Here is a 22,956-nt window from a genome sequence, read left to right on the forward strand (position 1 = left end):
TCCTTTCTCGGTTACAGGGTCTTGGCCAGGAAATCGGCGGTGCGCTGCTGGCGCGGGCGTTCGAACAGCACCTCGGGCGTGCCCTGCTCGATCACCCGGCCCTGGTCCATCATCACCACGTGATCGGCTACGCGGCGGGCGAAGCTCAGCTCATGGGTGACGATCACCAGCGTGGTGCCGGAGCGGGCCAGCTCCTCGATCACGCTCAGCACCTCGGCTACCAGCTCCGGGTCCAGCGCCGAGGTCGGTTCATCGAACAACAGCACCTTCGGCTGCAGGGCCAGCGCGCGGGCAATCGCGATGCGCTGCTGCTGGCCACCGGACAGCTGGCGCGGGAAGGCATCGGCCTTGTCGGCCAGGCCGACCCGTTCCAGCAGCGTGCGCGCCTGCTGCTCGGCCTGCGCGCGCGGCACGCCACGCACCGCGATCGGTGCCTCGATGATGTTCTCCAGCGCGGTCAGGTGCGGGAACAGGTTGAAGCCCTGGAACACCATGCCCACTTCTGCACGGCGGCGTCGGATCTCGCGCTCGGGCAGCTCGTACAGGGTGTCGCCCTCGCGGCGGTAGCCGATCAGCTGGCCGCCGACAGTCACGTAACCGCCGTCGGCGCGTTCCAGGTGGTTGATCAGCCGCAGCAGCGTGGACTTGCCGGCGCCCGAAGGGCCGATCAGCACGGTCACGCTGCCGGCGCGCAGGTCCAGGTTCACGTCTTCCAGCACCGGCTGGTCGCCAAACACCTTGCCTACGCCATGCAGCGACACCGCCGCGCCCTCGCCCGCTTCAACCTGGGGGGCGATACGCGGGCGGCTTGCTACGCGCGGTGCGGCTTCGCTCTGCACACGCGGGGGCGATGACACCCGCGACACCGAGCGCTCGCGCTGCAGCTGGCCGCGCGCGAAGCGTTGCTCCACGCGCCGCTGCAACAGCGACAGCACGGTAAGGATGACCAGGTACCAGACCGTGGCCACCATCAGCAGCGGCACCACTTCCAGATTGCGGCGGTAGATCACCTGCACGGTGTAGAACAGCTCCGGCAGCGCCAGTACGTAGACCACCGAGGTGCTCTTGGCCAGGCCGATCACATCGTTGAACGCGGCCGGCAGGATCGAACGCATCGCCTGCGGCAGGATGATGCGGCGCACCTGGCGGCCACGCGGCAGGCCAAGTGCCGCTGCCGCCTCGTACTGGCCATGGTCGACCGAGAGGATGCCACCACGGATCACTTCGGCCGAGAACGCGGCCTGATTCAAGGTGAGGCCCAGCACTGCGGCGGTGAACACGCCGATCAGCTGCGTGGTCGGGTACGAGAACAGGCTGATGCCGGTGAACGGCACGCCCAGTTCGATGGTGCTGTACAGGTAGCCCAGGTTGTTCAGCAGCAGCAACAGCACCAGCAGCGGGATCGAACGGAACAGCCATACATAGCCCCACGACACCGCCGACAGCAGCGGCGAGCCGGACACGCGGGCCAGCGCCAGCAAGGTACCCAGTGCGAAGCCGAGGCCGGTACCGAGCGCGGTCAGCAGCAGCGTGCGACCCAGGCCTTCCAGTACAGGCCGTGCGAAGAACCACTCGGCGAACGTGCCCCAGCCCCAGCGCGGATTGCCCAGCACGGATTGCAGCCCGATCAGGATCAGCGCCAGTGCCAGCACCGTGCCGAAGACCTGCAGCGGATGCCGGGCCGGCACGATCTTCAGCGCCGGTGCTGGCGCGGGGGGTGCGGCAATGCCATCCAGCGCAGTCGAAGGCGTGCTCATGCGTGGGCTCCGTGCAACACGGTCTGCGACGGCGAAAGCACTGGCGCCGGCGCACGTAGATGCTTCTCGAACGGCAGATGCGCGATGGTTTCCGGGTCGGCCTGCAGGTCGAACAGCGCGGTATAGCCGTGGCTGAGGTACAGGCCGACGGCTTCAGGCTGGCGGAAGCCGGTGGTCAGGAACACCCGCCGGTACCCTTGCCGCGCCGCCTGGTCTTCCAGTTCCTGAAGCACGCGACGCGCGATGCCCTGCCGGCGCAGCCCGGGCAGCGTCCAGATGCGTTTGAATTCGGCGGTGTCCGGATCGCGGTGCGGCATGAAGGCGCCGCCGGAGATCGCCACACCATCGCGCAGCAGCAGCACGAACGCGCCTACCGGCGCCGCGAAGGCCTGCGCCGGATAGCGTTGCAGCTCCTCGCGGGCGCTGCCGCCGATGCGTCGGCGCACGTCGGCATAGCGGCTGTCGTACTCCTGCTCCAGGCCATCGAAAAGCGGCCGCGCCAATGGATCATCCACCGAGGTATAGAGGAAGCGTTCGTTGTTGCTCATGCCACGTCCTTCACCAGATAGTCTTCGGCCAGCCGCGCCCACAGGCTGGCAGCGGGTGCAATGGCGGCGTCGTTGAACACATAGCGCGGGCTGTGCAACGGTGCGCTGTCGCCGTTGCCGACGAACACGAAACTCCCGGGCCGTGCCTGCAACAGGAAAGCGAAGTCCTCGCTGGCGGTGCGCGGCGCGAACTCCGGCACCACCTGTTCGTGGCCGAAGCCCTGTATGGCCACGTCGCGGATGTAGGCAGTCTGCTGCGGGTGGTTGATCACGCTGGGGAAGCCACGCGGGAACTCGATTTCGGCGCGTGCCCCGAAAGCGGCAGCGGTCTGCTCGGCAATCCCGGTCACCCGGCGGCGCAGCGTGTCGCGCACCTCGGGCAGGTAGGCGCGCACGGTCAGCTTCAGCTCGACCACGTCCGGAATCACATTGGCGGCCTGTCCACCGTGGATCGAACCGACGGTGACCACGCCCATCTGCCGCGGGTCGACATTGCGCGACACCACACTCTGCAATGCAGTGATGATGTGCGCGGCGACCAGGATCGGGTCCACGCTGCCCTGCGGCTCGGCACCGTGGCCGCCCTTGCCGATCACCTTCAGCCGCGCCCAGTCGACCGACGCCATCGCCGGCCCGTCGACGAAGCCGAAGTGGCCGACCGGTACGCCGGGCCAGTTGTGCAGCCCATAGATCGCATCCACCGGGAAGCGCTCGAACAGGCCGTCGGCAATCATCTTCGATGCACCCGAGCCGGTTTCCTCGGCTGGCTGGAACACCAGCTGCAAGGTGCCGTCGATAGTGCCGTGATGGGCCAGGTAATGCGCGGCGGACAGCAGGATGGCGGTGTGACCATCATGGCCGCAGGCATGCATCAGGCCGTCGGTCTGGCTGGCGTAGGCCAGCCCCGAGTCTTCGTGGATCGGCAAGGCATCGATGTCCGCACGCAGCCCCAGCCGACGGCCGCCCTGCCCACGCTGCAACGTGCCGACCACGCCGGTGCCGCCGAGACCGGTGGTCACCTCATAGCCCCACTGCTGCAGCAACTCGGCCACACGGGCGCTGGTGCGGTGCTCCTCGAAGGCCAGCTCCGGGTGGCGGTGCAGGTCATGGCGGATCGCGATGGTGGCCTCGGCGCGTGCCGCGATCTCGGGCAATACGCCCGTCGTTTGGGAATCCCGCCGGACATGGCCCGGTGCTGCCGCAGTTTCTCCGCTCATTGCCCTACCCCGCCTTCCGCGCCGGCTCGGCATCGGTCGAATGACGGCTGGCCTTGTACGGCAGGCCCAGATGTTCGCGCAGGGTCTGCCCCTCCAGCTCGCGCTGGTGGTAGCCGCGCGCCTGCAGGATCGGCAGCACCTGGGTCACGAAATCGTCCAGGCCTTCGCGCTGCGCCGCAAAACCGAGGATGAAGCCGTCGCTGGCACCGGCATCGAACCAGCGGATCAGCTCATCGGCCACGCGCTCCGGCGTACCGATGAAGTTCGGTCGTGGGCTCACGGCTTCCAATGCCACCTGGCGCAGGCTCAGCCCCTTCTCCCGCGCATCCTGCTTGATGCGGTCGGTGGTGGAACGGAACGAGTTGCTGCCGATCTCACCCAGGTCCGGGAAGGGAGCATCCGGATCGTACTGGCTGAAATCGTGGTGGTCGAAGAAGCGTCCCAGGTAGGCCAGTGCATCCTCCAGCGTGGCCAGTGCGGCGATCGCCTGGTACTTGGCTTCGGCCTCTTCGACAGTACGGCCGACGATGGGGCCGATGCCCGGGAAGATCTTCACGTCGTTGCCGCTGCGGCCATGCGCGATCGCCGAGTTCTTCACCTTCTGGGTGAACGCGCGGGTTTCTTCCAGCGACGGCGAATGGGTGAACACCGCATCGGCGTACTTGCCGGCCAGCGCGATGCCATCGTCGGACGAACCGGCCTGGAAGATCACCGGCTGGCCCTGTGGCGAACGCTGGATGTTGAGCGGGCCTTCCACCTGGAAGAAGCGGCCCTTGTGGTCGAGGCGGCGGAACTTTTCCGGCGCGAAGAACGTACCGCTGTCGCGCTCGCGCACGAAGGCATCGTCATCCCAGGAATCCCACAGCCCCTGCACCACCTCCAGGTACTCGTCGGCGATCTGGTAGCGCAGGGCATGCTCGGGGTGTGGCCGGCCATAATTGCGACCCGAGCCCTCCAATGGCGACGTCACCACGTTCCAGCCGGCGCGGCCGCCGCTGAGCAGATCCAGCGAGGCGAATTGACGGGCGACGGTGAACGGATCGCTGTAGGACGTCGACAGCGTACCGGCCAGGCCGATCTTCTTCGTGGCCGTGGCCAGCGCCGACAGCAGCGAGATCGGCTCGAAACGGTTGAGGAAATGCGGGATCGACTTCTCGTTGATGTACAGGCCGTCGGCCACGAAGCCGAAGGCGATGCCGTTGTCTTCGGCGGTGCGCGCGATGTCGATGTAGAACTGCAGGTTGACGCTGGCATCGGCCGGGTTGGACGGGTGCTTCCAGGCATGCATGTGGCTGCCGGGGCCCTGCAGCATGATGCCGAACGGAATGTGGCGCGGGGTCGTGCTCATGGGAAACGCTCCTGCAGGTCAGGCCACCGCCGCGCGCGGCGCGGGCGACAGCAGTTCAAGGGATGTCAGGCGTGCGTCGAGGTCGGCCACCGGCGCATCGAGGATGAACTCGCCCACGCCGAAACGCCGGTGCAGCGCATCCAGTTCGCCGCGCACGTGCTGCGCATCGCCGGACAGCACGCTGGGGCGCGTTTCCTCGATGCGGAAGTCGGCCACGCCCGCCTGGCGCGCGTATTCGGCAGCCGCCTCGGCGCTGGGCAGGTTCACCGCCTGCCCGGGACCGAGGTGCAGCTTGTAGACCCGCAGCGCACCGATGTGACGCGCTGCGGTTTCAGCAGTCGGTGCGGCGAAGGCCACCGTGGCCAGCAGCGGTGGCTGCGAGGCGACGCTGCGATAGGCGTCGAACGCGGCCTCGATGTGCTTCGGGTCACCATCGAAGTGCGCGGCGTAGACGAAGCGCCAGCCCAGTTCGGCCGCCTGCTTTGCGCTCTGTGGACTTGCGCCGAGCAGGAAACGCTCCGGCGCCTGCTGCGGAACCGGCCGCGCCAGCGCCTCGCTTTCGGCGCCGGCCAGATAACCCTCCAGGTCGCGCAGTTGCTGGTCGAAGTCGGCGAAAGGCGGACGCCCGGCTGCCAGCGCGGCGGTCGAGGCCGGCAGGCCGCCGGGGGCCTTGCCCACGCCCAGATCCACGCGCCCCGGCGCCAGCGCCGCCAGCAGGTTGAAGTTCTCCGCCACCTTGTACGGCGCGTAGTGGCGCAGCATCACCCCGCCACTGCCGATGCGGATGCGCCGGGTCTGCGCCAGCACCCAGGCCGCCAGCACTTCCGGTGCAGGGCTGGCCAACGTCGGTGCGGCATGGTGCTCGGCAAACCAGTAGCGGTGATAGCCCAGCTGTTCGGCGCGCTGCGCCAGCTGCAGGCTGTTGCGCAGCGCCTGCTCCGGCGAAGCGCCCTCGGCTACCGGGCTCTTGTCCAGCACGCTGATCTGATAGCTCACGGTCGCGTCCTCGCTCAGGGGTGGGCCACGGGAATGCCGAGCAATCCGTTCAGTGCGGCCAGGATCGGTTCGGCACCGGAGATGTACTGCCGGTCCTGGTGCGCGCCACTGGCCAGGTCGCTGCGTACGCCCTGCGGCAGCACCAGCTTGGGCAACGACTGGTCCTGCTCGCCGATCTCGGCGATCACCTCGCGGCGCGGCCGCGCGAAGCCGATGCGACGTACGTCCAGCTGCGCGTCGAGGCCTTCGATGCTCGACAGTGCACCTTCCAGCAACAGGCTGTGCCGGCAGAAGAAGCGCTGGCCGGGAATCTGTCCGTCCTCGAACTCACGGTCGAGCAGGAACAGGATGGGCTTATCGGTTGCGTCCAGACTCACGGGGTCGTCCTCATCGGGGGCGGCAATGCGATGCCGCTTCGATATCGATGCTAGAGATGCCGGCGGCTGCGGCAGCGACGCCTGGCGACAATCGGCGGTCAGATCCGGCCATGCAGATGCGGCGTGGCCATAAGCAAAGCGCCGCCGGTTATGGCGTCAGGCGATGCGTCGCAGCGGCGCCGCTACCGCCAGCGCCTGCGTCGCCAGGTGGCCGGCCGCACGCTCGGCTGCCAGCGCGATGCGTGCCTGCAAGGCAGCACTGTTGATCTGCTCGCCATCGAAGTCGGCAGGCGTGGCATACACCCCGATCGGCAGCGTGTGCGCCTGCAGGAAACTGAACAACGGCCGCAACTGGTGGTCGATCACCAGCGCATGGCGCTCGCTGCCACCGGTCGCTGCCAGCAGCACAGGCGTATCCACCAGCGCCTCCAGCCCGACGAAGTCGACCAGGTGCTTGAACAACCCGGGATACGAGCCGCGATAGACCGGCGCGGCCACCACCAGCAGCTCTGCGGCCTCGATGCTCTGCAGCGCCTGCTCCACCTCCGGCCCCGCCTCATCGCGCGACAACGACTGGCCCAGCGAGCGCGCGATCGGCGCCAGCTCCACCAGCTCCACGCTGGCATGCACGCGTTGCTGCAGCGACGCCAGCAGATGCCGCACCAGCAGCAACGTGCGCGATGTCGCCGAACTGGTCGGCGACCCCACCAATGCAACCACCTTCAATGCAGAAGACATGAACTGCTCCCGTGTAGAGCCGAGCCATGCTCGGCTGCCTTTGGCGTGAACCTCAGAACCGGTAACTGATCCGCCCATACCAATACGCCCCGACGTTGCCCAGCACATCGCCGTTGTCCCAGGTCGTCTCGATGCTGGCCACATCGGTAGCACTGCGCGCGTACTCCGGCACCTTGCGCGTGCGCTTGTCGAACACGTTGTTGATCCCCAGCGCCGCGCTCCAGCCCGCCCCCAGCTCCACGCCGCCGGACAGGTTGGTCACCAGCACCGGCGGCTGCTTGTACTCCACGCCGTTGTTCAGGCGCTTGATCGGGCCGTAGTAGGTGAAATCGACGTTCGAGCGCCAGCGCCCGTTCTGCCAGCCCAGCCCGGCTACCTGGGTGTAGCTGGGCGTGCGGAAGCGCAGCGCGTATTCGCTGCTCTTGGTCAGCAGGTTGATGTTCGGCAGCCCCTGCAGCGCCGCCGGAATGTCGCTCACTTTCTGGATGGTGGTACGGCCGACGTTGGCCGCGTAGCTCCAGCGCAGCTTGCCCCACGCAGTGTCCTGGTTGGCTTCCAGGGTCAGCTCGACACCGCGCGTGCGGGTATTGCCTACATTGGTGAAGTAGCTGGCGTAGAACGCATCACCCGGCAGGATGCTGATGCCGGCGGAACCCAGCAGCGCATCGATGATGTTCTTCTGCGCCGCGCTCAGCACCGTACCGCTGTTGTCGGTGATGCGCGCCGGATCCTGCGCGTTGTAGCCGATCTGGCTGGACTGGCCCAGCTGGCCACGGATGTCGATCTGGTACGCATCCACGGCAAGATGGAACGCCGGGCTCGGGTCCCAGGTCACGCCCAGGCTGTAGTTGGTGGCTTTCTCGGGCTTCAGCGGCGTGGCACCCAGCGCAACCGCCGCCGGCGAAGACACCTGCGCCACCAGCGTGGTCCCGCACGGGCAGCTGCCCGTGGCCTGGTAGAACTGTGCGCCCAGGCTGGGCGCATGGAAGCCGTTGCTGACCGTCGCGCGTACACCCAACGCATCGGTGAAGTCGAAGCGCGTGGTCAGGCGGCCAGTGGACACGCTGCCGAAGTCGGAATGATCTTCCCAGCGCGCCGCTGCATCCAGATACCAGCGCGAGGTGATGTTGCTGGCCGCGCCCACATAGACCGCCTTGCTGTTGCGCGTCGCCTTCACCGCATCGGCGGTGGAGTAGCCCACGAACGCGGCTGCACCGAAGCCGGTGTACGACTCCCACTGCCCGGCCCCGCGTTCGTACTGTTCGTGCTGGTACTCGGCGCCTGCGCTCACTTCCAGTGGCGAGGCCAACGCCGCCACCTCGAAGCCACGGCGCAGGTCCAGGTTGGCGATCCCCTGCTGGTAGTCCAGCTTGCCGTCATAGAAGTCAGTGGGCGAACCGGGATACGGCAGCGAGTAGTTCACCGAATTGCGGGTATAGGTGCGCACCGTGCTGCGGTTGCCGGTCAGGCTGGCGTCGTAATCCCAGCCCGCGATCTGCCCTTTCACGCCCGCAGTGCCGGTGTACTGCTTTTCCTTGGTCTCCAGCACCGGCAGGAAGCCATCGGGAAACACGCTCAGCACGCCGGGTGCCTTGTAGGTGGTGAAGATGGTCGCCGGCAGGCGGAAGTTCTGGATCGCCTGCGCGGTGCGGTCACTGGCCGTGGCGTTGGCGTAGAACTGCGCGCTCTCGCCCAGGCCATGGCCGGCATTCACTGCGAAAGCCATCAACGCGTACGACGGCGAACTGAGGATGGTGTTGGCCTCGGCATCGCGGTTGGCCTCGGCCGGGTTCGGCGATGCACCCGCCGGCAAGCGATTGTTCGGGCGCAGTGCGACCCGGTTGCCGTTGGCATCTACTGCCGGATAGCTCAGGTAGCCATCGATGTAGCGGCGGGTGCGGATCGCGTGGTGCTGCCGCGTGTTCTCGCCGGACAGGTTGACGAAGCCATCCTGGCCCCACGGCAGGCCGACATTGGCGCGCACGCTGGTACGCGAACCATCACCATCGATGCTCTGCCCGCTCTCCACCGACACATCGCCACCGTGCGCCTGCGATTTCAGGATCACGTTGACCACGCCGGTGATCGCGTCCGAGCCATAGATGGCCGACGCACCATCGCGCAACACTTCCACGTGGTCGATGGCCGAGACCGGAATCAACGCCAGGTCGGCCCAGGCATGGCCCGGAAAGCCGCCACCGTTTGCGCCACTCACGTAAGCGCTGGCATTGCGGCGCTTGCCGTTCACCAGCACCAGCGTGTAGCCCGGTGACAGGTTGCGCAGCTGGTAGCCACGGATCAGGCTCTCCTGGTCGCTCTGGTAGCCGCCGATCTGGCTCAGCGACGGCAGGCTGCGCTGCAGCGCTTCCAGCAGGTTGCCCTGCCCGGTCGCGGCGAGGTCCTCTGCAGAGATCACATCGATGGGCGTGGAACTGTTCTTCACCGTGCGCGTGCTGGTACGCGAACCGGTCACCACCACCGCATCCAGCGTGGACGCGGCCACGTTGGCCGTCGCGGCGGTGGCAGCAGGATCTGCGTCTGCTTCAGCCGCATGGCTGGGCGAGGCGGCAAGGATGGCTGTGATCAGAACAGCGAGAGTGCTCAGGACAGGGGCGTGGGCGGCAGGCATGGGGGCTCGTGGGGGTGGGCCGGAAACACGCTTCCATTCAAGGGCCTGTTCACCTGGTGCGACAGGCGGGATCGCGTCACCCAGCCGTAACATCCGGCCACCCACATGACCGCTGGTAATGACGTTAGGCGGCGCACACGCACGGGGTCCCCCACGGGGTCGGATCCCTTTCCATAGGAAAGGGCTCTGACCCCACGCACGCCTCCCCACCACGGGGTCAGAGCCCTTCCTGCGGAAGGGATCCGACCCCGGTTCCCATATGCCCGCCCGGCATCACCTCATGCCCGCGCATCACGCAACGCCCCGCACCGCCACCCGTAGCATCAAGCCATGCCCAGCCCACCCGCCGATCCCACCGCGCCGCTCGTTGCCATCGTCGCCTGCCACGGCCAGGGGCTGTTCGAATTCGGCTGCGCGGTCGGCCTGTTCGCGCCGGTGCGGCCGGAACTCGGCGTGGCCTGGTACCGCACCCAGCTGTGCGCAGGCGAACCCGGTGCGCTGCGCATGCTCGGCAATGCGCAGGTGCAGCTTCCCTACGATCTCAGCGCGGTTGATGACGCCGACATCATCGTCATCCCCGGTTGGCGCGAACCCAGCGAGCGCCCACCGCAGGCACTGCTCGATGCACTGATCCGTGCCCACGCACGCGGCGCGCGCATCGCCTCGATCTGCTCCGGTGCGTTCGTACTCGCCTGGGCCGGGCTGCTCGATGGCCGCCAGGCCACCACCCACTGGCGCCTCACCGAAGCGCTGGCACGCGAGTTCCCACGCATCGATGTGCGCGAGGATGCGCTGTACGTGGATACCGGCAGCATCATCACTTCGGCCGGCTCGGCCACCGGCATGGACATGATGCTGCACATGGTGCGCAAGGACTACGGCGCGCGCGTGGCCAACCTGGTGGCCGAACGGCTGGTCCTGGCACCATGGCGTGATGCCGAGCGCAGCCAGCGCGTCAGCCGCGCCATTCCCCACGGCGAGCCCACCCGCTTGGCAAAGCTGATGGAATGGATGCGCCGCAACCTGCGCGAGCCCCACTCACTGGGCAGCCTCGCCGAGCAGGCCGCGCTCAGCCAACGCACGCTGCAGCGGCAGTTCCTGGACGCCACCGGCCTGTCGCCGATCGACTGGCTGATCCGCGAGCGCGTGGCTTTCGCGCGCGAGCTGCTGGAAACCACTGACCGGCCGCTGCAGTGGATTGCAGAACAGGCCGGCTTTGGTTCGCAGGAATCGTTCCGTCGGCACTTCCGCGGTCAGGTCGACGCGAGCCCTACCGAGTACCGCAGCCAGCATCGCGGCGGTCTCGGTGCCGACCGGTTGGTGGGCTGTTGATCCAGTGCGCGGAGCCAGGCGTGGCGTGAGCAAAGCCTCACGACGGTCCGTGCTTGCGTGCGTATAGTGACGTGCGTCACAAGAAGCCCCTTCCATGCTCCATGCATTTGCTTACTCCAGCCGCATGTCGGCTGGGCTGTCCAATCAAGCCCTCCACCAGATCGTCTCGCAATCTGCCACGTTCAATCGCCGGGTGGACGTTACCGGTGCGCTGATCGTCGACGGGCAGCGGTTTTTCCAGTACATCGAAGGCCCGCCCGACGCCCTGGAAGCAGTCAAGCGCCGCATCCATGACAGCCGCTCGCATGCTGCCGTCGTGCCGGTACTGGACATGTCCATCAGCGCGCGTGCCGTTCCGTACTGGGCAATGACCCACATCGAGACCGGGCAGATCGTGGTGTCCGGCCTGGTGAATGCGCGCTGGGACGAGTTCGGCCATTCCATTCCGGGCATGGACCAGCTCGTCGGCCTGCTGCGTCCGCATTTTCCACGCGTCGGCAGCGTCGGCGCGCCACGCGCAGCCGCCTGATACACACTGAACCATCGCCTTGCACGCGCACGCCGACGCGGCCGCGCGCTGCGTTCCGGCGTCATCATCCAGATCTCCTTTCCCATCGTCTTCGCCACGCCCATCGCATGCCCGTACCCGCCCACCCTGCAACGGAAACACGCGCATCGCCTGCCGACCTGTTCGAGATCGTCGTCGTGCGTGCAGGCACCGTCCTGTTCGCCATCGACATCCAGGCGGCGGTCGAAATCCGCGGTCCGGAGGCATTCGGCCCTGCAGACCGCAACGGCAGGCCGACCCTGGAGGTCCGTGGGCAACCGTTACCCGTCGTCGACCTGCGCCGCATGAGCGACCAACCGGCATTCGAGGGTGGCAGCCCGGCCATGCTGTTGATCAACGCCGGCACCGCAACCCTGGCGCTGGCCGTGGACGAAGTGCTGGAGATCGAGACGCCGGACGCGAGCGCGAACACCCCCGAGCCTGCAGCGGGCCAATCGTTCTGCTTCTGCAGCCGGCACATTCAACTCGATCCGGCGCGCTCGGCTGCACTGATGGAACCGGCGGCACTGCTGGGCGCACTTGCCGCGCCGGGGTGACCGGCGGCGTCTCAGGATCGTCCTGCAAAAGCACGGTTTCGCAGCCTCCAGCACTGCGCGGCAAAGCCGATCACGAACACCACCAGGCAGGCCAGCAGCGTGTGCAGCACCACCGGGGCCATCGGTGCCGCCGCAATCGGATGCGCTGCCGGCAGGCGGGTCAGCGTTTCGTTGACGCCGGGCACCAACGAGAGCAGGAAGCTGAACGACAGTGCGAAGGTCGACAGGTAACGCGCGGCGCGCCCCAGCCAGCGCAGCCGCGCGGCCAGCACGCCGCCGAATGCCACCAGCAGCACGATCACCCCGAATGCGTGGCCGGGGTTGATCCCGCCCGTGCTGGACACGGTGAAGGAAGTGGCCACCGACAGCACCAACCCCACCAGGTACAGCTCGCCCGCGCGCGTGGCGGGATCGATTGCGCGATGGCGAATGAAGGCATACAGGCCACTCAACACCGGGATCAGGCTGACAGCGGTATGGATCACGCCAAGTGTGGACAGAGGGTGGGACATGGGACATCTCCAGGGACAGAGTGAACCTACTAGTAGGTAGACATAGGACTCAAAAAGAAGGCCCGCGTCGCCGCAGGCCCACCACACATTTCTCAGGACGCCGCGCTCACCCGCGCGATCGCCAACCGCGCCAGTGCCGCGAAGGTCGCCGCATCACCGAAACCGCGCGCGGCCAGCATCGCGCCGTGCACCGATGACATGAACGCCTTGGCCTCATCGGCCGCCGAGCCCTGCAACTGCAGCTGGCCCATCGAAACGCCCTTCTCCAGCGTCACTGCCAGCCAGCCGCTCAGGTCCTCGAAATGGCCGCGCACTTCCTCAGCGATCTCTGCCGGAATCATCGGCGCTTCGGCGGCCAGCATCGCGCAGATGCAGAACGAGGACGTACCCCCTGCAATGCAGCTGGACCAGTAATCCACATAGGCGTTGAGCTCCTGCAGCGGGTCGGCCAACTGCCGGTCCAGCAGCGCCAGGCCTTCGCGCGCTTCGGCCCGGTACAGCTCGACCACCGTGCGCACCAGATCCGCCTTGCTGGGGAAGTGGTGATGGATGCTGGCCTTGCTGATGTTCACCCGCGCCGACACGTCGGCGTAGCTGAAGCCGTTGTAGCCACCGGCTTCCAGCAGCGCACGGGCATGGGCCAGGATTTCCTGGGCCTTGGGCGAGAGCGATTCCTTCATGGCAATAAACCTACTAGTAGGTAGACATCCTGTCAACCCCCTCTCTGCTGCACTCGCCAGGCGTCATTCCCGGTAGAGCCGGCCGCTGGCCGGCTTGCTGGCAACGCGGCCTTTGATTGCCCCTCAATGCGAAGATACGTACACCGCATCGGCTGGCGGAGGTGGCAGCGCGAAACTGCGCCGCATCCGCGCGACCTCGGCCGCCGGCGGCAACGCGAACAGGCGCTTGAACTCACGGCTGAACTGCGACGGGCTGGCATACCCCACCGCCAGCGATGCCGCTTCGGCAGTCATCCCCTGCCGCAGCATCAGCAACCGTGCCTGGTGCAGGCGGGTCGACTTCACGTACTGCATCGGCGACGTGCCGGTAATCGCGCGGAAGTGGTCGTGGAAGGTCGCCACACTCATGCCCGCTTCGGTGGCCAGTTGCCCCACGTCCAGGGCGGTGGCATATCCGGCATGGATCGTCCGCAGCACTCTGCCGATGCTGCCGAAGCGCCCGCGCAGGGCCAGCGCCTCGCGCATTGCGCCGCCCTGTGCACCCGTCAGCACGCGGAAGTACACCTCACGCACCAACGCAGGGCCGAGCACGGCAGCCTCCAACGGTTCAGCCAGTGCCTCCAGCAGGCGCAGCACCGTGGCCTGCATCGGCGCCTGCATCGGGCTGGACATCATGCCCTGCGCCGGTGTCGCCGGGGTGCCCTCCTGTTCACCCAGTTCGATCAGCAGATCCGCCGCCAGCTGCAGATCCAGATGCAGGTAGATCGCCAGCAGCGGCGCCTGGGCCGACGCATCGGTTTCCATCGTGAACGGCACCGGCACCGACACTGCCAGGTAGTGCTGCGCGTCGTACTGGTAGACCTGCCCGCCCAGATAGCCACGCTTCACGCCCTGGCAGACGATCACGATGCCGGGGTCGTACAACACCGGCGTGCGCGCCAGTGGCCGGTCCGATCGCAGCAACCGCACCCCCGGCAGGCGCGTGAGCGTATAGCCCTCCTCCACCGCCAGCGTCTTCAGCAGGCCGACCATGCGCGCCTGCACCTGCCGTTGCAGGGAATCGACCACAGGCACAGGCACTCCAGAGGAATAGGCAAGAATGGCCGAATCCTAGGCCTGTGACCCCGGTCGTTCAAGAACTAACGTGCAAGCCCTGCCCACCACGAACGCCCCCTCATGCCCCCTTCCCGCTTTCTCCTCATCACCGGTGTCAGCAGTGGATTCGGCCGCGCCCTTGCCCAGCAGGCCCTGCTGGCCGGCCACCGCGTGGTCGGCACCGTGCGCAACGAAACCGACCGCCAGGTACTCGAAGCGCTCGCTCCCGGCCGCGCATTCGGTCGCCTGCTGGACGTAACCGATACCGCCGCCATCAATGCGCTCGTCGCCGATATCGAAACCAACATCGGAAGCATCGACGTGCTGGTCAACAACGCTGGCTACGGCCACGAAGGCATCCTCGAAGAATCCACGCTCGCCGAGCTGCGGCAGCAATTCGAGGTGAACGTGTTCGCTCCGGCCGCGCTGATCAAGGCCGTGCTGCCGCACATGCGCGCCCGGCGCCGCGGCCATATCCTCAACATCACCTCCATGGGCGGTTTCATCACGATGCCGGGCATCGCGTGGTACTGCGGCAGCAAGTTCGCGCTGGAGGGCATCAGTGAAGTGCTTGACAAGGAAGTCGCGCCGTTTGGTATCCACGTCACGGCCGTCGCGCCGGGTTCCTTCCGCACCGACTGGGCAGGCCGCTCGATGGTGCGGGCACCGCGCAGCATTGACGACTACGACGCATTGTTCGATCCCATCCGCAGCGCGCGTGAGGCGAAGAGTGGCCACCAGCCCGGTGATCCAGTGAAGGCTGCGCAGGCCATGCTGCAGGTCATCGACAGCGACGCTCCTCCCCGCCACTTGCTGCTGGGCAGTGATGCACTGCAGCTGGTGAGGGCAAAGCTGGCATCGATGGCCGGTAGCATCGACGCGTGGGAACAGCTGAGCCGTTCGACCGACGGCGTAGCGTGAGATCTTGAGGCCGCCGATGCCCTCACCGGCGGCCTCCCCCTGCCCGCTCAGTCTTCCTGCACCAGCTTGAACTCGCGCAGCAGGCCACCGATCTGGGTCTTGTCCAGCTTGTTCATCAGCAGATTGCGCAGGAACGCAGGCCCGGGAATATCCAGTTCCTTGCCATCGCGCAGGCGACCGGTGGCGGCCAGCAGCGAGCGCACGTCATACGTGGAATTGAACACCTCCGGCACGCCGCGCTCGATCCCCAGCAGGGTGTACACCGCTTCCATCGGCGTGCGCACCGAATATTCGGTGGTGAAGATGCAGTCGCGCTGCTTCGATTCGGCAAACTGGCCGATGAAGGCGAAGTTCACCGCACCGTCCGGCACCACGTCCGGGCGGTCACCGGCCTGGCGTGGCATGAAGAACGCCGTGATGTACGGCATCATCACCGGCACCGTCTTCGCACCGGTCGCGGCCAGCGCATCAATCTCTTCCACCGGCACGCCCAGGTGGTACAGCCACTCGCGGGTGATCTCCTCGCCGGTGCACTCCTGCATCGGCTTTTTCACATAGTCGCCCGGCGTATCCACAAACAGCGAGTACACCCAGACCACGATCTGGTCCTTGGGCTGGTTCTTGAAATGCGGCTGGCGGTTCACCGTCCAGCTCATCAGCCAGCGCGAGTCGCGCACGCTGACGATGCCGCCGGTCACTACCTTGCCACTGAACGGGTCGCGCTTGGCGATCTTCTGGATGTAAGCCGGAATGCGCGCATCCAGCGTCGTCACTGTCGCCGATTCCCACTTGGTCTGCGGGATATGCGCGCCGAACACGTCCGGGCGCCCGAACGCCGCATCCTTCGCGGCGATGCGGCGCCACAGGTCCCAGGCCGGCGCCGGTCCTTCGTTCAAACGCGCCGCGGTGTGGTGATCGCCATTATCCGAGTTTTCGGTCAGCGAACCGATCGTCATGAAAACAAGATCATCCGCGCCCAGATCCACGCCATCGGCTACACCATCACGCATCCAGTGGATACGCGTGGCCTGCTTGCGGCCCGGCTGCAGATCGAAGTCGACGTCGGTCACCTCGGTGCCGTACTGGAACACCACACCCTGCTCCTGCAACCACTTCACCAGCGGCAACACCAGCGATTCGTACTGGTTGTACTTGGTGAACTTCAACGCCGAGAAATCCGGCAGGCCGCCAATGTGGTGGATGAAGCGATGCAGGTACAGCTTCATCTCCAGCGCTGAGTGCCACTCCTCGAACGCGAACATGGTGCGCCAGTACAGCCAGAAGTTGCTGTCCAGGAAGTCGCGGCCCAGCACCTCGTCGATCCGCTTGTTCTCCATCTCCTTCCGGGTGGCCAGGAACAGCGCGATGATGTCCTTCTGGGCCTGCTCGGTCAGCGTGAACAGGCCATCGGTGTGCGCATCTTCGCCGCGATTGATGGTGGCACGCTGCAGCGAATAGTTCGGGTCGTCCTTGTTCAACCAGTAGAACTCGTCCAGCACGCTGGCATCTTCAATCTCCAGCGACGGAATTGAGCGGAACAGATCCCACAGGCACTCGAAGTGGTCTTCCATCTCGCGGCCGCCGCGGATCACGAAGCCCTTCTCCGGCACCTTCAGGCCATCCAGCGCGCCGCCAGGAATCTGCTGCTGTTCAAGGATGGTGATGCGTTCACCGGCCATGCGCCCGTCGCGCACCAGGAATGCGGCGCCGGCCAGCGAGGCCAGGCCCGAGCCCACAAACCAGGCGCGCTTGCCATCCACACCGGCCGGCTTGCGCGGGCGCGCGAAAGCTTCGTAGTTGCCACTGCTGTAATACATGCGTTGCACCTTCCTGGAGGGGGTCATCAGGAACCGGCAGCGGAATGACACAGCCATCCGATGCAGGTCATGACCCTACTCTAGCGCCGATCCGATGTATCGTTTCCTGCACGCAGGCTGCGACGGAATGACGCAGCCGCGTCAGAGCGTCCTTCCCAGCAGCATGCCTGGCCAGCCGTCCACGTTGAACGGCGCGATGCGCGTATACCCGCAGGATTCATAGAAGCGCACCAGGTCGCCGCTGCCTCCGGCGTAGCAGTCCACACGCAGATGGTCGACACCGGCAGCGCGCGCCTGCTCGTCGGCAAACGCCATCAGGCGGCGGCCGATGCCACGCACGCCCACATCACGCGAGGCCACCAGAACCCGCACATACAGCTCCGGCCCGGTGGGCGCCGGCACATAGGGCATCGACTCGCCCAGTGCAAGGAACGCCCGCACGTCGCCCTGCTCGTTCTGCGCCACCCATGCGCCTGGCAGTGCACACGCCTCGGTGACCTGGGCAATCCGGCGCGGCATCGTCGACCACGGTTCGCTGCCCCATTGCTGCACATTGCCGATCGACACGAACCACTCGATCACCTCGTCAAAGAGCCCCAACACTGCGGGGGCATCGGCCGCGCTGGCGCGGCGGATGTTCAAGGCGTCCTTTCCGGTTTCAGTCATGCGTTCCGCTCCTGTCATACCACGCTCCCCAACCCTGGAAAACAGGGGGAGCGTCGGCCGGTTCAACCAGTCTAGCGCGTGCCCCAGCGTGGCCACCTGTACCGGACCAAAGCAGTCGGAAGTCCATGTGACTTCCAGCACGCCGCCAGGAATCTGCTGCTGTTCCCAGTGTCGCAGGTGCGTACAGACTCGATGCTTCATCAACCGCGTGGAGCATCCCCTCCGGTAATGAACCAGCGCTGGAACCCCTCGATCGCATCCGGCATCAGGGCGCGGGCGCGTTCACGCACCAGCACTTCGGCGTCGCGCATCGCGCTGATCGCATCCGGCCGCGCGCACAACGCCATCGCCACATCCGACGCGTCCAGCATCGCCAGGTTCACGCCCACGCCCACCGGCGGCATCAGATGCGCCGCATCGCCGATCAAGGTCACGCCATCGCGCGGGGCCCAGCAAAAATCCGCTGGCAGGCTGTAGATCGGCCGCCGCACGAAGTCCGTGCAGGCCTCCAGCAGGCGCCGAAGGTTCGTGGCCCACCCGGTATAGCAGCCTGTCACCAGCGTCCGTATGCCGTGCTGCGCGATCTGCGCATCAAGCCACTCGGAAGAGCGCTTCAGCGCCGCATACACGCAGAGCCGATCGCGGCTGTTGCGTTGCACGAACAGGGCCTCCTCGCCGCCAAAGCAGAACAGGCTGCCCTGCCCGACCATCGCTGCGATGTCCGCAGCAGGCTGTGCGATCCAACCTTCGAAGAAGGTAATGCCGGTGGGCAGCGGCTGGCACGTACTCAAGGCCGCGCGCACTTTCGACCACGCACCATCGGCACCGATCACGATGTCCGCCTCGCGCTGCACGCCGTTGGCGAATCGCAGGCCGTGGCCGTTCGCCTGTGCAGATACCAGCGCGGTCAGGCTGTGGCCCCACTGCACCGTGTCCGCCGGCAGCGCGTCCAGCAGCAGCTGGCGCAGGTCGCCGCGGTCGATCTCCGGCTTGTCCTTGCTCCCTTCCGGCCCGAACCCGCCGGTGGTGATCTCCCCGGACCACGGGTCGCCCATCCGCGCCTCCTGCCCCTCATGCCGCGCCACCGCACGGAAGGCCTCCAGCAGGCCCGCGCGCTGCAGCGCCACCTGCCCGGAATCGTCGTGCAGATCCAGCGTGCCGCCCTGTGTGCGCTGCTGCCCGGATGCTTCGCCCTCGTACACGCTCACGCGGTGACCGCCCCGATGCAGGATGAGCGCAGCGGTGAGGCCAGCGGGGCCTGCGCCGATGACGGCAATACGGGGAGGGTGCTGCATGGCGCGATCCAGGTTAGTTGATACGTCAACCGTATGCCGCAAGGGTTGACATGTCAACCATTGCCCGGCAACGTTCGGCCATGACCTCCCCCAGCATCACACCCGACGAATGGGCCACCTGGCGCGGCTTCCGGCGCATGGCAGAAATCACCTCCGGCCGCATCGTCCAGGACATCACCCGCAGCACCGGGCTCTCAAGGGCCGACTTCATCGTGCTGATGGAGCTGAACCAGTCCAAGGATCGCTGCCGCCCCCAGCGCGAACTGCTGGACTACCTGGAATGGGACAAGACGCGCCTCTCGCACCAGCTGACCCGCATGGCGGGCCGTGGCCTGATCGAACGCGATACCGACAGCGAAAACGTCGTAGTGATCCGCATGACCACAGAAGGTCACGCGCAGCTGCGCGCGGCACGGCCGGTACACGCCGCCGGTGTCCGCCGGTATTTTCTCGACCATCTCTCCGCGGATGATCGTGCCGCACTGCAGCGGATCACCGACAAACTGCATGCCGCCCTGCAGGACGGCGAGAACTGAAGCATCGCCCCCGGTAGTGCCGGCCGCTGGCCGGCAACTGCAGTCACCCAACGCCACTGGCATGCCGGCACTACCACGCACGGGCGTTCGTGGCGGGGTTTGACATGCAGGCATTTACCTGCATATAGTCCACTCAAGGGCGGCGCCTGCCGGCCCATCGCGAGGAATCTGCAATGGTGGATATCGCACACAGGGTCGGCATCAAGGCCCCCGCAAGCCAGGTGTATCAGGCGCTGGCCACCCCCGAAGGCGTGGCCGCCTGGTGGGCCGAAGACGCGCACGGCGACCGCGAAGCCGGCGGCACGGTCAAGGTCCGTTTCACCAACAACGGCCAGGAAATCGGCGCCATGGAAATGAAGCTTGAGCAGCTTGTTCCAGGCGAGCTCGTGCTGTGGCGGTTCCTCGCCGGCCCCGCCGAATGGATCGGCACCCACGCGCGCTTCGCGCTGAAGCAGGAAGGCGACTACTGCATCGTGCTGTTCACCCACGAAGGCTGGAAGGAACGTGTCGAGTTCACCTCCCACTGCAGCACCAAATGGGCGGTGTTCCTGATGAGCCTGAAGGCACTGCTGGAAACCGGCAAGGGCCAGCCCAACCCACACGACGTCAGGATCGACAACTGGAATTGAAGACATCCCCATGGCGGTAGACCACGTGCGCGACGCAGACAAGGTGTTCAAGGCACTGGCCGATCCCACGCGCCGCACGCTGCTGGATCTGCTCTGCAAGGACAACGGGCAGACGCTGGGCCAGCTGTGCGAACACCTGGAGATGGCCCGGCAATCGGTCACCCAGCACCTGGGCCTGCTGGAAGACGCCAACCTGATCAGCACCGTTCGCCGTGGCCGCGAGAAGCTGCACTTCATCAACCCGGTGCCGCTGCATGAAGTCTACGAACGCTGGGTACGCAAGTTCGAGCAGCAGCGCCTGAGCCTGCTGCATGACCTGAAACGCGAACTGGAAGGAGAATGACGATGTCTGCAGAGTCAACCCGCTTCATCCACGTGATCTATATCGCGTCCACGCCACAGAAGGTGTTCGAGGCCATCACCCGCCCCGAGATCGCCAGTCGCTATTGGGGTCACGAGAACGTCTCGGACTGGAAACCGGGCTCGCGCTGGCAGCACGTGCGCGCCAACGAAACGCGCTCGGTCGAGCTGGTCGGCGAAGTGGTGGAAAGCACGCCACCCTCGCGCCTGGTCATCACCTGGGCCGCCGCCTCGCAGGCCGACAACCCGGACGCCTACAGCCGGGTGACCTTCGACATCGTGCCCTACCAGGACATGGTGCGGCTGACGGTTACCCATGAGGAACTGGAACCCGGCAGCGGCATGGATACCGGCATCCGCCAGGGCTGGCCGATCGTGCTGTCCAGCCTGAAGTCGCTGCTGGAGACCGGCAAGGGGCTGGATGTGTTTGCGAAGCCGAACTGAGTCGTGCCGCAATCGGCGGCGGAGCGCCATCCGCCGCCAGCGCTCCCTGGCCGGTCAATCGCTCAATCTGCGCGAACGCCCATAACTGCCACGCACATCCTGCTTGATCCAATCGGCCAGCAGGCGCAGGTAGCCGTCGGTGATCCGTGTCGACACCCGGTTGCCCTCGGCATCGGTGCGGAACTCGACCATGCCGTGGTCGGTATCCGGGAACAGGTAGGTGTCGATCGGTTGCCCCGACGCGCGCAGGCGCGACAGGATCGAACGCGTGGCGGCAATCGGCGCGGCGCGGTCCTGCTCGGCCAGCACCCACAGCAACGGCACCTTCAGGCGGCGCAGCGCGGCTTCGGCGTCGTAGTCCCAGATCAGCTCCAGGTTGTCGAAGCGCGCGCGACCGATCCGGCGCAGGTCAGCGTCACTCATGCGCAGCATGTCGCCGCTGTACTCGCCGTTGATCGTCTTTGCCCACGGCGCGGCACCGATCTGGCTACGCACCCTGGCCAGCGCTTCGAACCCTTCAGTGAAATGCGTGCGCATCAACTGCGCGGTTGCGTCTGAAAGCTGCCCGACCTGCGCCAACGCCGCCGCATCCAGCTGCATGCGCCGTGCCTCGTCGAACAGCTGCTCGCGGTCCTCCTCGATCGGCGACACCACCAGCCCGAAACCGATCGCCACGAAATCCGCCTGCGAGCGCGTCGCCGCAAGCGGTGCGATCCACCCGCCCTGGCTGCCACCGAAGTAGCCGGCGCGGCCGAACCGGCCTCTCGCCAGTTCGCGCGCCTTGGCAAGCGCCGCCGCCGCGTCGTCGGCCAGCAGTTCGAAGTTCTGTGTGTACTCGCCTTCCGAATCGCCGGTCCCACGCTTCTGGTAAGCGAAGACCGAAATCCCCTGCGCCACCAGCATGCGCTGGTAGATGGCCGCCGCCGCCATCGTGCGTTCCGAGCCGTGCACCAGCACCACCAACGGCCGTTTGGGGTCGGCCGGACCGGCTGGTTCGATCAGCTGCCCGACCAGTTTTGTTCCGGCACTGCTGAAGGTCGTCTCGGTATCGCGGGTCGGCAGTCGCTGCCAGCGCTGCGTCGCTCCCGCAGGCGACCTGAAGCTGACCACATCGTCGCTGCAGCTCACCGGCGCGTTGGCATCACCGGTGGCGCCACGTCGCCCGTCCAGCATCAGATAGCGCTGGCCTGTGGCCGGCGCCGCAGCGGGTGCGCCCAGCACCACGATGTTGCCTTGCCCGTCACCGTAGGCACTGACCGTGCACAGCTCGGCGGCTGCAACCGGCAGGCCAGAACACACCAGCACCGCGCTCAACAACGAACGACTCTTCCACCCTTCCATGCCCGTCCCCGGTATCGTGAACCCGCCTCGTGCGGGCGCCCGGCGCAGCCTAGCGCGTTCGTTCGCCAGATTCATGCTGCATCTGCTTACTGTCGGCCTCTCCCATGGCCATACTAGGCGGACGATACGAACTTCAGAGCGCACGATGCACACACATGTAGAACAGATCGGCAGCACCCGCGTCCTGCGCAGCGCCGATACAGGCCCGCTGCTGGATGGCAACGCCCTACGCGACCTGGTCGGCGATGCCCTTGGGCACCAGGCCGAGTGGATCGCCGTGCCGGTGCAGCGCCTTTCGGCAGACTTCTTCGAGCTGCGCTCCGGCATGGCCGGGCAATGGCTGCAGATGCTGGTGAACTACCGCCTGCACTTCGCCGTACTGGGCGATGTCAGCGACTACCGCGCGCAGAGCGAATCGCTGGACGCGTGGATCACCGAATGCAACCGCGGCCGCGACGGCTGCTTCGTGGCCGACTGGGACGCCCTGCTGGCGCGCCTTTCGGCCCCCGCCAGCGCCGGCTGAACGCCGCCCCCACGCTCATCCTCGCCAAACCCGGTTCCGACCGCGCTCCGACGCCGCCCGCCACAGCATCACCGGCAGGCTCCCCGGGCGA

24 protein-coding genes are annotated in these 22,956 nt (G+C 66.6%); 9 read left to right on the top strand and 15 right to left on the bottom strand.

The window, feature by feature from the left end:
- Positions 1–11: 11 nt before the first annotated feature.
- The 8 genes from VG556_RS03315 to VG556_RS03350 all read right to left on the bottom strand — a co-directional run bounded on the left by VG556_RS03315 (position 12) and on the right by VG556_RS03350 (position 9,610).
- On the bottom strand, positions 12–1,757 hold the full coding sequence (locus VG556_RS03315) for an amino acid ABC transporter permease/ATP-binding protein (protein WP_080354525.1): 1,746 nt from the start codon (positions 1,755–1,757) through the stop codon (positions 12–14).
- Positions 1,754–2,305: a GNAT family N-acetyltransferase gene (locus tag VG556_RS03320; protein WP_100449926.1), complete on the bottom strand. Its 552-nt coding sequence runs from the start codon at positions 2,303–2,305 to the stop codon at positions 1,754–1,756. The genes VG556_RS03315 and VG556_RS03320 overlap by 4 nt, the downstream gene beginning before the upstream one ends.
- Positions 2,302–3,522 (bottom strand): M20 aminoacylase family protein, encoded by a 1,221-nt coding sequence (locus VG556_RS03325; RefSeq protein WP_032960006.1) that lies wholly within the window; start codon positions 3,520–3,522, stop codon positions 2,302–2,304. Before VG556_RS03325 ends, VG556_RS03320 begins: the two co-directional genes overlap by 4 nt.
- Positions 3,523–3,526: 4 nt before the next feature.
- Positions 3,527–4,870, bottom strand: a complete 1,344-nt coding sequence (locus VG556_RS03330) for an LLM class flavin-dependent oxidoreductase (protein WP_046430278.1) — start codon at positions 4,868–4,870, stop codon at positions 3,527–3,529.
- Between the two features lie 18 nt (positions 4,871–4,888).
- Positions 4,889–5,866 carry an MsnO8 family LLM class oxidoreductase gene (locus tag VG556_RS03335; RefSeq protein WP_100449925.1) on the bottom strand — a complete coding sequence of 326 codons (978 nt, stop codon included), beginning with the start codon at positions 5,864–5,866 and terminating at the stop codon, positions 4,889–4,891.
- A 14-nt stretch (positions 5,867–5,880) separates the two neighbouring features.
- Entirely contained in the window at positions 5,881–6,243 is a 363-nt protein-coding gene (locus VG556_RS03340; protein WP_100449924.1) for a DUF3088 family protein, read from the bottom strand.
- A gap of 156 nt (positions 6,244–6,399) precedes the next feature.
- Positions 6,400–6,981, bottom strand: a complete 582-nt coding sequence (gene msuE, locus VG556_RS03345) for an FMN reductase (RefSeq protein ID WP_100449923.1) — start codon at positions 6,979–6,981, stop codon at positions 6,400–6,402.
- Positions 6,982–7,033: 52 nt separating this feature from the next.
- The gene (locus VG556_RS03350) at positions 7,034–9,610 is read right to left on the bottom strand and encodes a TonB-dependent receptor plug domain-containing protein (RefSeq protein ID WP_100449922.1); all 2,577 of its coding nucleotides are present in this window, start codon (positions 9,608–9,610) and stop codon (positions 7,034–7,036) included.
- A gap of 330 nt (positions 9,611–9,940) precedes the next feature.
- On the opposite strand from VG556_RS03350, the gene VG556_RS03355 reads away from it, so the two are divergent.
- From VG556_RS03355 to VG556_RS03365, 3 genes are all read left to right on the top strand, one after another.
- Entirely contained in the window at positions 9,941–10,942 is a 1,002-nt protein-coding gene (locus VG556_RS03355; RefSeq protein ID WP_100449921.1) for a helix-turn-helix domain-containing protein, read from the top strand.
- Positions 10,943–11,036: 94 nt separating this feature from the next.
- Entirely contained in the window at positions 11,037–11,471 is a 435-nt protein-coding gene (locus VG556_RS03360) for a BLUF domain-containing protein (RefSeq protein WP_100449920.1), read from the top strand.
- Positions 11,472–11,578: 107 nt separating this feature from the next.
- On the top strand, positions 11,579–12,046 hold the full coding sequence (locus VG556_RS03365) for a chemotaxis protein CheW (RefSeq protein WP_100449919.1): 468 nt from the start codon (positions 11,579–11,581) through the stop codon (positions 12,044–12,046).
- Positions 12,047–12,057: 11 nt separating this feature from the next.
- Here the strand turns inward: VG556_RS03365 and VG556_RS03370 are convergent, their stop codons facing one another.
- The 3 genes from VG556_RS03370 to VG556_RS03380 all read right to left on the bottom strand — a co-directional run bounded on the left by VG556_RS03370 (position 12,058) and on the right by VG556_RS03380 (position 14,306).
- Positions 12,058–12,558 (bottom strand): hypothetical protein, encoded by a 501-nt coding sequence (locus VG556_RS03370; RefSeq protein WP_100449918.1) that lies wholly within the window; start codon positions 12,556–12,558, stop codon positions 12,058–12,060.
- Between the two features lie 92 nt (positions 12,559–12,650).
- Positions 12,651–13,238 carry a TetR/AcrR family transcriptional regulator gene (locus VG556_RS03375; protein WP_049440761.1) on the bottom strand — a complete coding sequence of 196 codons (588 nt, stop codon included), beginning with the start codon at positions 13,236–13,238 and terminating at the stop codon, positions 12,651–12,653.
- A 123-nt stretch (positions 13,239–13,361) separates the two neighbouring features.
- Complete coding sequence (locus tag VG556_RS03380) at positions 13,362–14,306, bottom strand: AraC family transcriptional regulator (RefSeq protein WP_100449917.1); 945 nt, start codon at positions 14,304–14,306, stop codon at positions 13,362–13,364.
- A 108-nt stretch (positions 14,307–14,414) separates the two neighbouring features.
- Between VG556_RS03380 and VG556_RS03385 the strand changes: the two genes are divergently transcribed.
- A complete protein-coding gene (locus tag VG556_RS03385) occupies positions 14,415–15,254 on the top strand; it encodes an oxidoreductase (RefSeq protein WP_075076784.1) in 840 nt (279 codons plus the stop codon).
- Between the two features lie 47 nt (positions 15,255–15,301).
- Here the strand turns inward: VG556_RS03385 and VG556_RS03390 are convergent, their stop codons facing one another.
- The 3 genes from VG556_RS03390 to VG556_RS03400 form a co-directional block, all read right to left on the bottom strand.
- Positions 15,302–17,071 carry an oleate hydratase gene (locus VG556_RS03390; protein ID WP_100449916.1) on the bottom strand — a complete coding sequence of 590 codons (1,770 nt, stop codon included), beginning with the start codon at positions 17,069–17,071 and terminating at the stop codon, positions 15,302–15,304.
- Positions 17,072–17,212: 141 nt separating this feature from the next.
- Positions 17,213–17,737: a GNAT family N-acetyltransferase gene (locus tag VG556_RS03395; RefSeq protein WP_100449915.1), complete on the bottom strand. Its 525-nt coding sequence runs from the start codon at positions 17,735–17,737 to the stop codon at positions 17,213–17,215.
- 200 nt (positions 17,738–17,937) lie between these two features.
- Positions 17,938–19,032, bottom strand: a complete 1,095-nt coding sequence (locus tag VG556_RS03400) for an FAD-dependent oxidoreductase (RefSeq protein ID WP_111144248.1) — start codon at positions 19,030–19,032, stop codon at positions 17,938–17,940.
- An 80-nt stretch (positions 19,033–19,112) separates the two neighbouring features.
- On the opposite strand from VG556_RS03400, the gene VG556_RS03405 reads away from it, so the two are divergent.
- From VG556_RS03405 to VG556_RS03420, 4 genes are all read left to right on the top strand, one after another.
- Positions 19,113–19,568: a MarR family winged helix-turn-helix transcriptional regulator gene (locus VG556_RS03405; RefSeq protein ID WP_100449913.1), complete on the top strand. Its 456-nt coding sequence runs from the start codon at positions 19,113–19,115 to the stop codon at positions 19,566–19,568.
- A gap of 173 nt (positions 19,569–19,741) precedes the next feature.
- Positions 19,742–20,197: an SRPBCC family protein gene (locus VG556_RS03410; protein WP_046430242.1), complete on the top strand. Its 456-nt coding sequence runs from the start codon at positions 19,742–19,744 to the stop codon at positions 20,195–20,197.
- Between the two features lie 10 nt (positions 20,198–20,207).
- Positions 20,208–20,540, top strand: coding sequence for an ArsR/SmtB family transcription factor (locus tag VG556_RS03415; protein ID WP_100449912.1), 333 nt, complete (start codon positions 20,208–20,210; stop codon positions 20,538–20,540).
- A 2-nt stretch (positions 20,541–20,542) separates the two neighbouring features.
- Positions 20,543–21,001: an SRPBCC family protein gene (locus VG556_RS03420; protein ID WP_005409329.1), complete on the top strand. Its 459-nt coding sequence runs from the start codon at positions 20,543–20,545 to the stop codon at positions 20,999–21,001.
- Between the two features lie 54 nt (positions 21,002–21,055).
- On the opposite strand, the gene VG556_RS03425 is transcribed toward VG556_RS03420, so the two are convergent.
- Entirely contained in the window at positions 21,056–22,342 is a 1,287-nt protein-coding gene (locus tag VG556_RS03425; protein ID WP_100449911.1) for an alpha/beta hydrolase family protein, read from the bottom strand.
- A gap of 145 nt (positions 22,343–22,487) precedes the next feature.
- Between VG556_RS03425 and VG556_RS03430 the strand changes: the two genes are divergently transcribed.
- Positions 22,488–22,865, top strand: a complete 378-nt coding sequence (locus VG556_RS03430; RefSeq protein ID WP_100449910.1) for a DUF4180 domain-containing protein — start codon at positions 22,488–22,490, stop codon at positions 22,863–22,865.
- Positions 22,866–22,956: the final 91 nt, after the last annotated feature.

The sequence above is a fragment of the Stenotrophomonas sp. CASM106 genome (assembly GCF_049384825.1).
Classification (GTDB): domain Bacteria; phylum Pseudomonadota; class Gammaproteobacteria; order Xanthomonadales; family Xanthomonadaceae; genus Stenotrophomonas; species Stenotrophomonas muris.

Coding starts and splice junctions, on each gene's coding strand:
- VG556_RS03355 (WP_100449921.1), top strand. CDS start 9,941: ATGCCCAGCCCACCCGCCGATCCCACCGCGCCGCTCGTTGCCATCGTC.
- VG556_RS03430 (WP_100449910.1), top strand. CDS start 22,488: ATGCACACACATGTAGAACAGATCGGCAGCACCCGCGTCCTGCGCAGC.
- VG556_RS03350 (WP_100449922.1), bottom strand. CDS start 9,610: ATGCCTGCCGCCCACGCCCCTGTCCTGAGCACTCTCGCTGTTCTGATC.
- VG556_RS03325 (WP_032960006.1), bottom strand. CDS start 3,522: ATGAGCGGAGAAACTGCGGCAGCACCGGGCCATGTCCGGCGGGATTCC.
- VG556_RS03390 (WP_100449916.1), bottom strand. CDS start 17,071: ATGTATTACAGCAGTGGCAACTACGAAGCTTTCGCGCGCCCGCGCAAG.
- VG556_RS03330 (WP_046430278.1), bottom strand. CDS start 4,870: ATGAGCACGACCCCGCGCCACATTCCGTTCGGCATCATGCTGCAGGGC.
- VG556_RS03360 (WP_100449920.1), top strand. CDS start 11,037: ATGCTCCATGCATTTGCTTACTCCAGCCGCATGTCGGCTGGGCTGTCC.
- VG556_RS03400 (WP_111144248.1), bottom strand. CDS start 19,032: ATGCAGCACCCTCCCCGTATTGCCGTCATCGGCGCAGGCCCCGCTGGC.
- VG556_RS03365 (WP_100449919.1), top strand. CDS start 11,579: ATGCCCGTACCCGCCCACCCTGCAACGGAAACACGCGCATCGCCTGCC.
- VG556_RS03385 (WP_075076784.1), top strand. CDS start 14,415: ATGCCCCCTTCCCGCTTTCTCCTCATCACCGGTGTCAGCAGTGGATTC.
- VG556_RS03315 (WP_080354525.1), bottom strand. CDS start 1,757: ATGAGCACGCCTTCGACTGCGCTGGATGGCATTGCCGCACCCCCCGCG.
- VG556_RS03370 (WP_100449918.1), bottom strand. CDS start 12,558: ATGTCCCACCCTCTGTCCACACTTGGCGTGATCCATACCGCTGTCAGC.
- VG556_RS03415 (WP_100449912.1), top strand. CDS start 20,208: ATGGCGGTAGACCACGTGCGCGACGCAGACAAGGTGTTCAAGGCACTG.
- VG556_RS03425 (WP_100449911.1), bottom strand. CDS start 22,342: ATGGAAGGGTGGAAGAGTCGTTCGTTGTTGAGCGCGGTGCTGGTGTGT.
- VG556_RS03420 (WP_005409329.1), top strand. CDS start 20,543: ATGTCTGCAGAGTCAACCCGCTTCATCCACGTGATCTATATCGCGTCC.
- VG556_RS03410 (WP_046430242.1), top strand. CDS start 19,742: ATGGTGGATATCGCACACAGGGTCGGCATCAAGGCCCCCGCAAGCCAG.
- VG556_RS03375 (WP_049440761.1), bottom strand. CDS start 13,238: ATGAAGGAATCGCTCTCGCCCAAGGCCCAGGAAATCCTGGCCCATGCC.
- VG556_RS03395 (WP_100449915.1), bottom strand. CDS start 17,737: ATGACTGAAACCGGAAAGGACGCCTTGAACATCCGCCGCGCCAGCGCG.
- VG556_RS03405 (WP_100449913.1), top strand. CDS start 19,113: ATGACCTCCCCCAGCATCACACCCGACGAATGGGCCACCTGGCGCGGC.
- VG556_RS03320 (WP_100449926.1), bottom strand. CDS start 2,305: ATGAGCAACAACGAACGCTTCCTCTATACCTCGGTGGATGATCCATTG.
- msuE (WP_100449923.1), bottom strand. CDS start 6,981: ATGTCTTCTGCATTGAAGGTGGTTGCATTGGTGGGGTCGCCGACCAGT.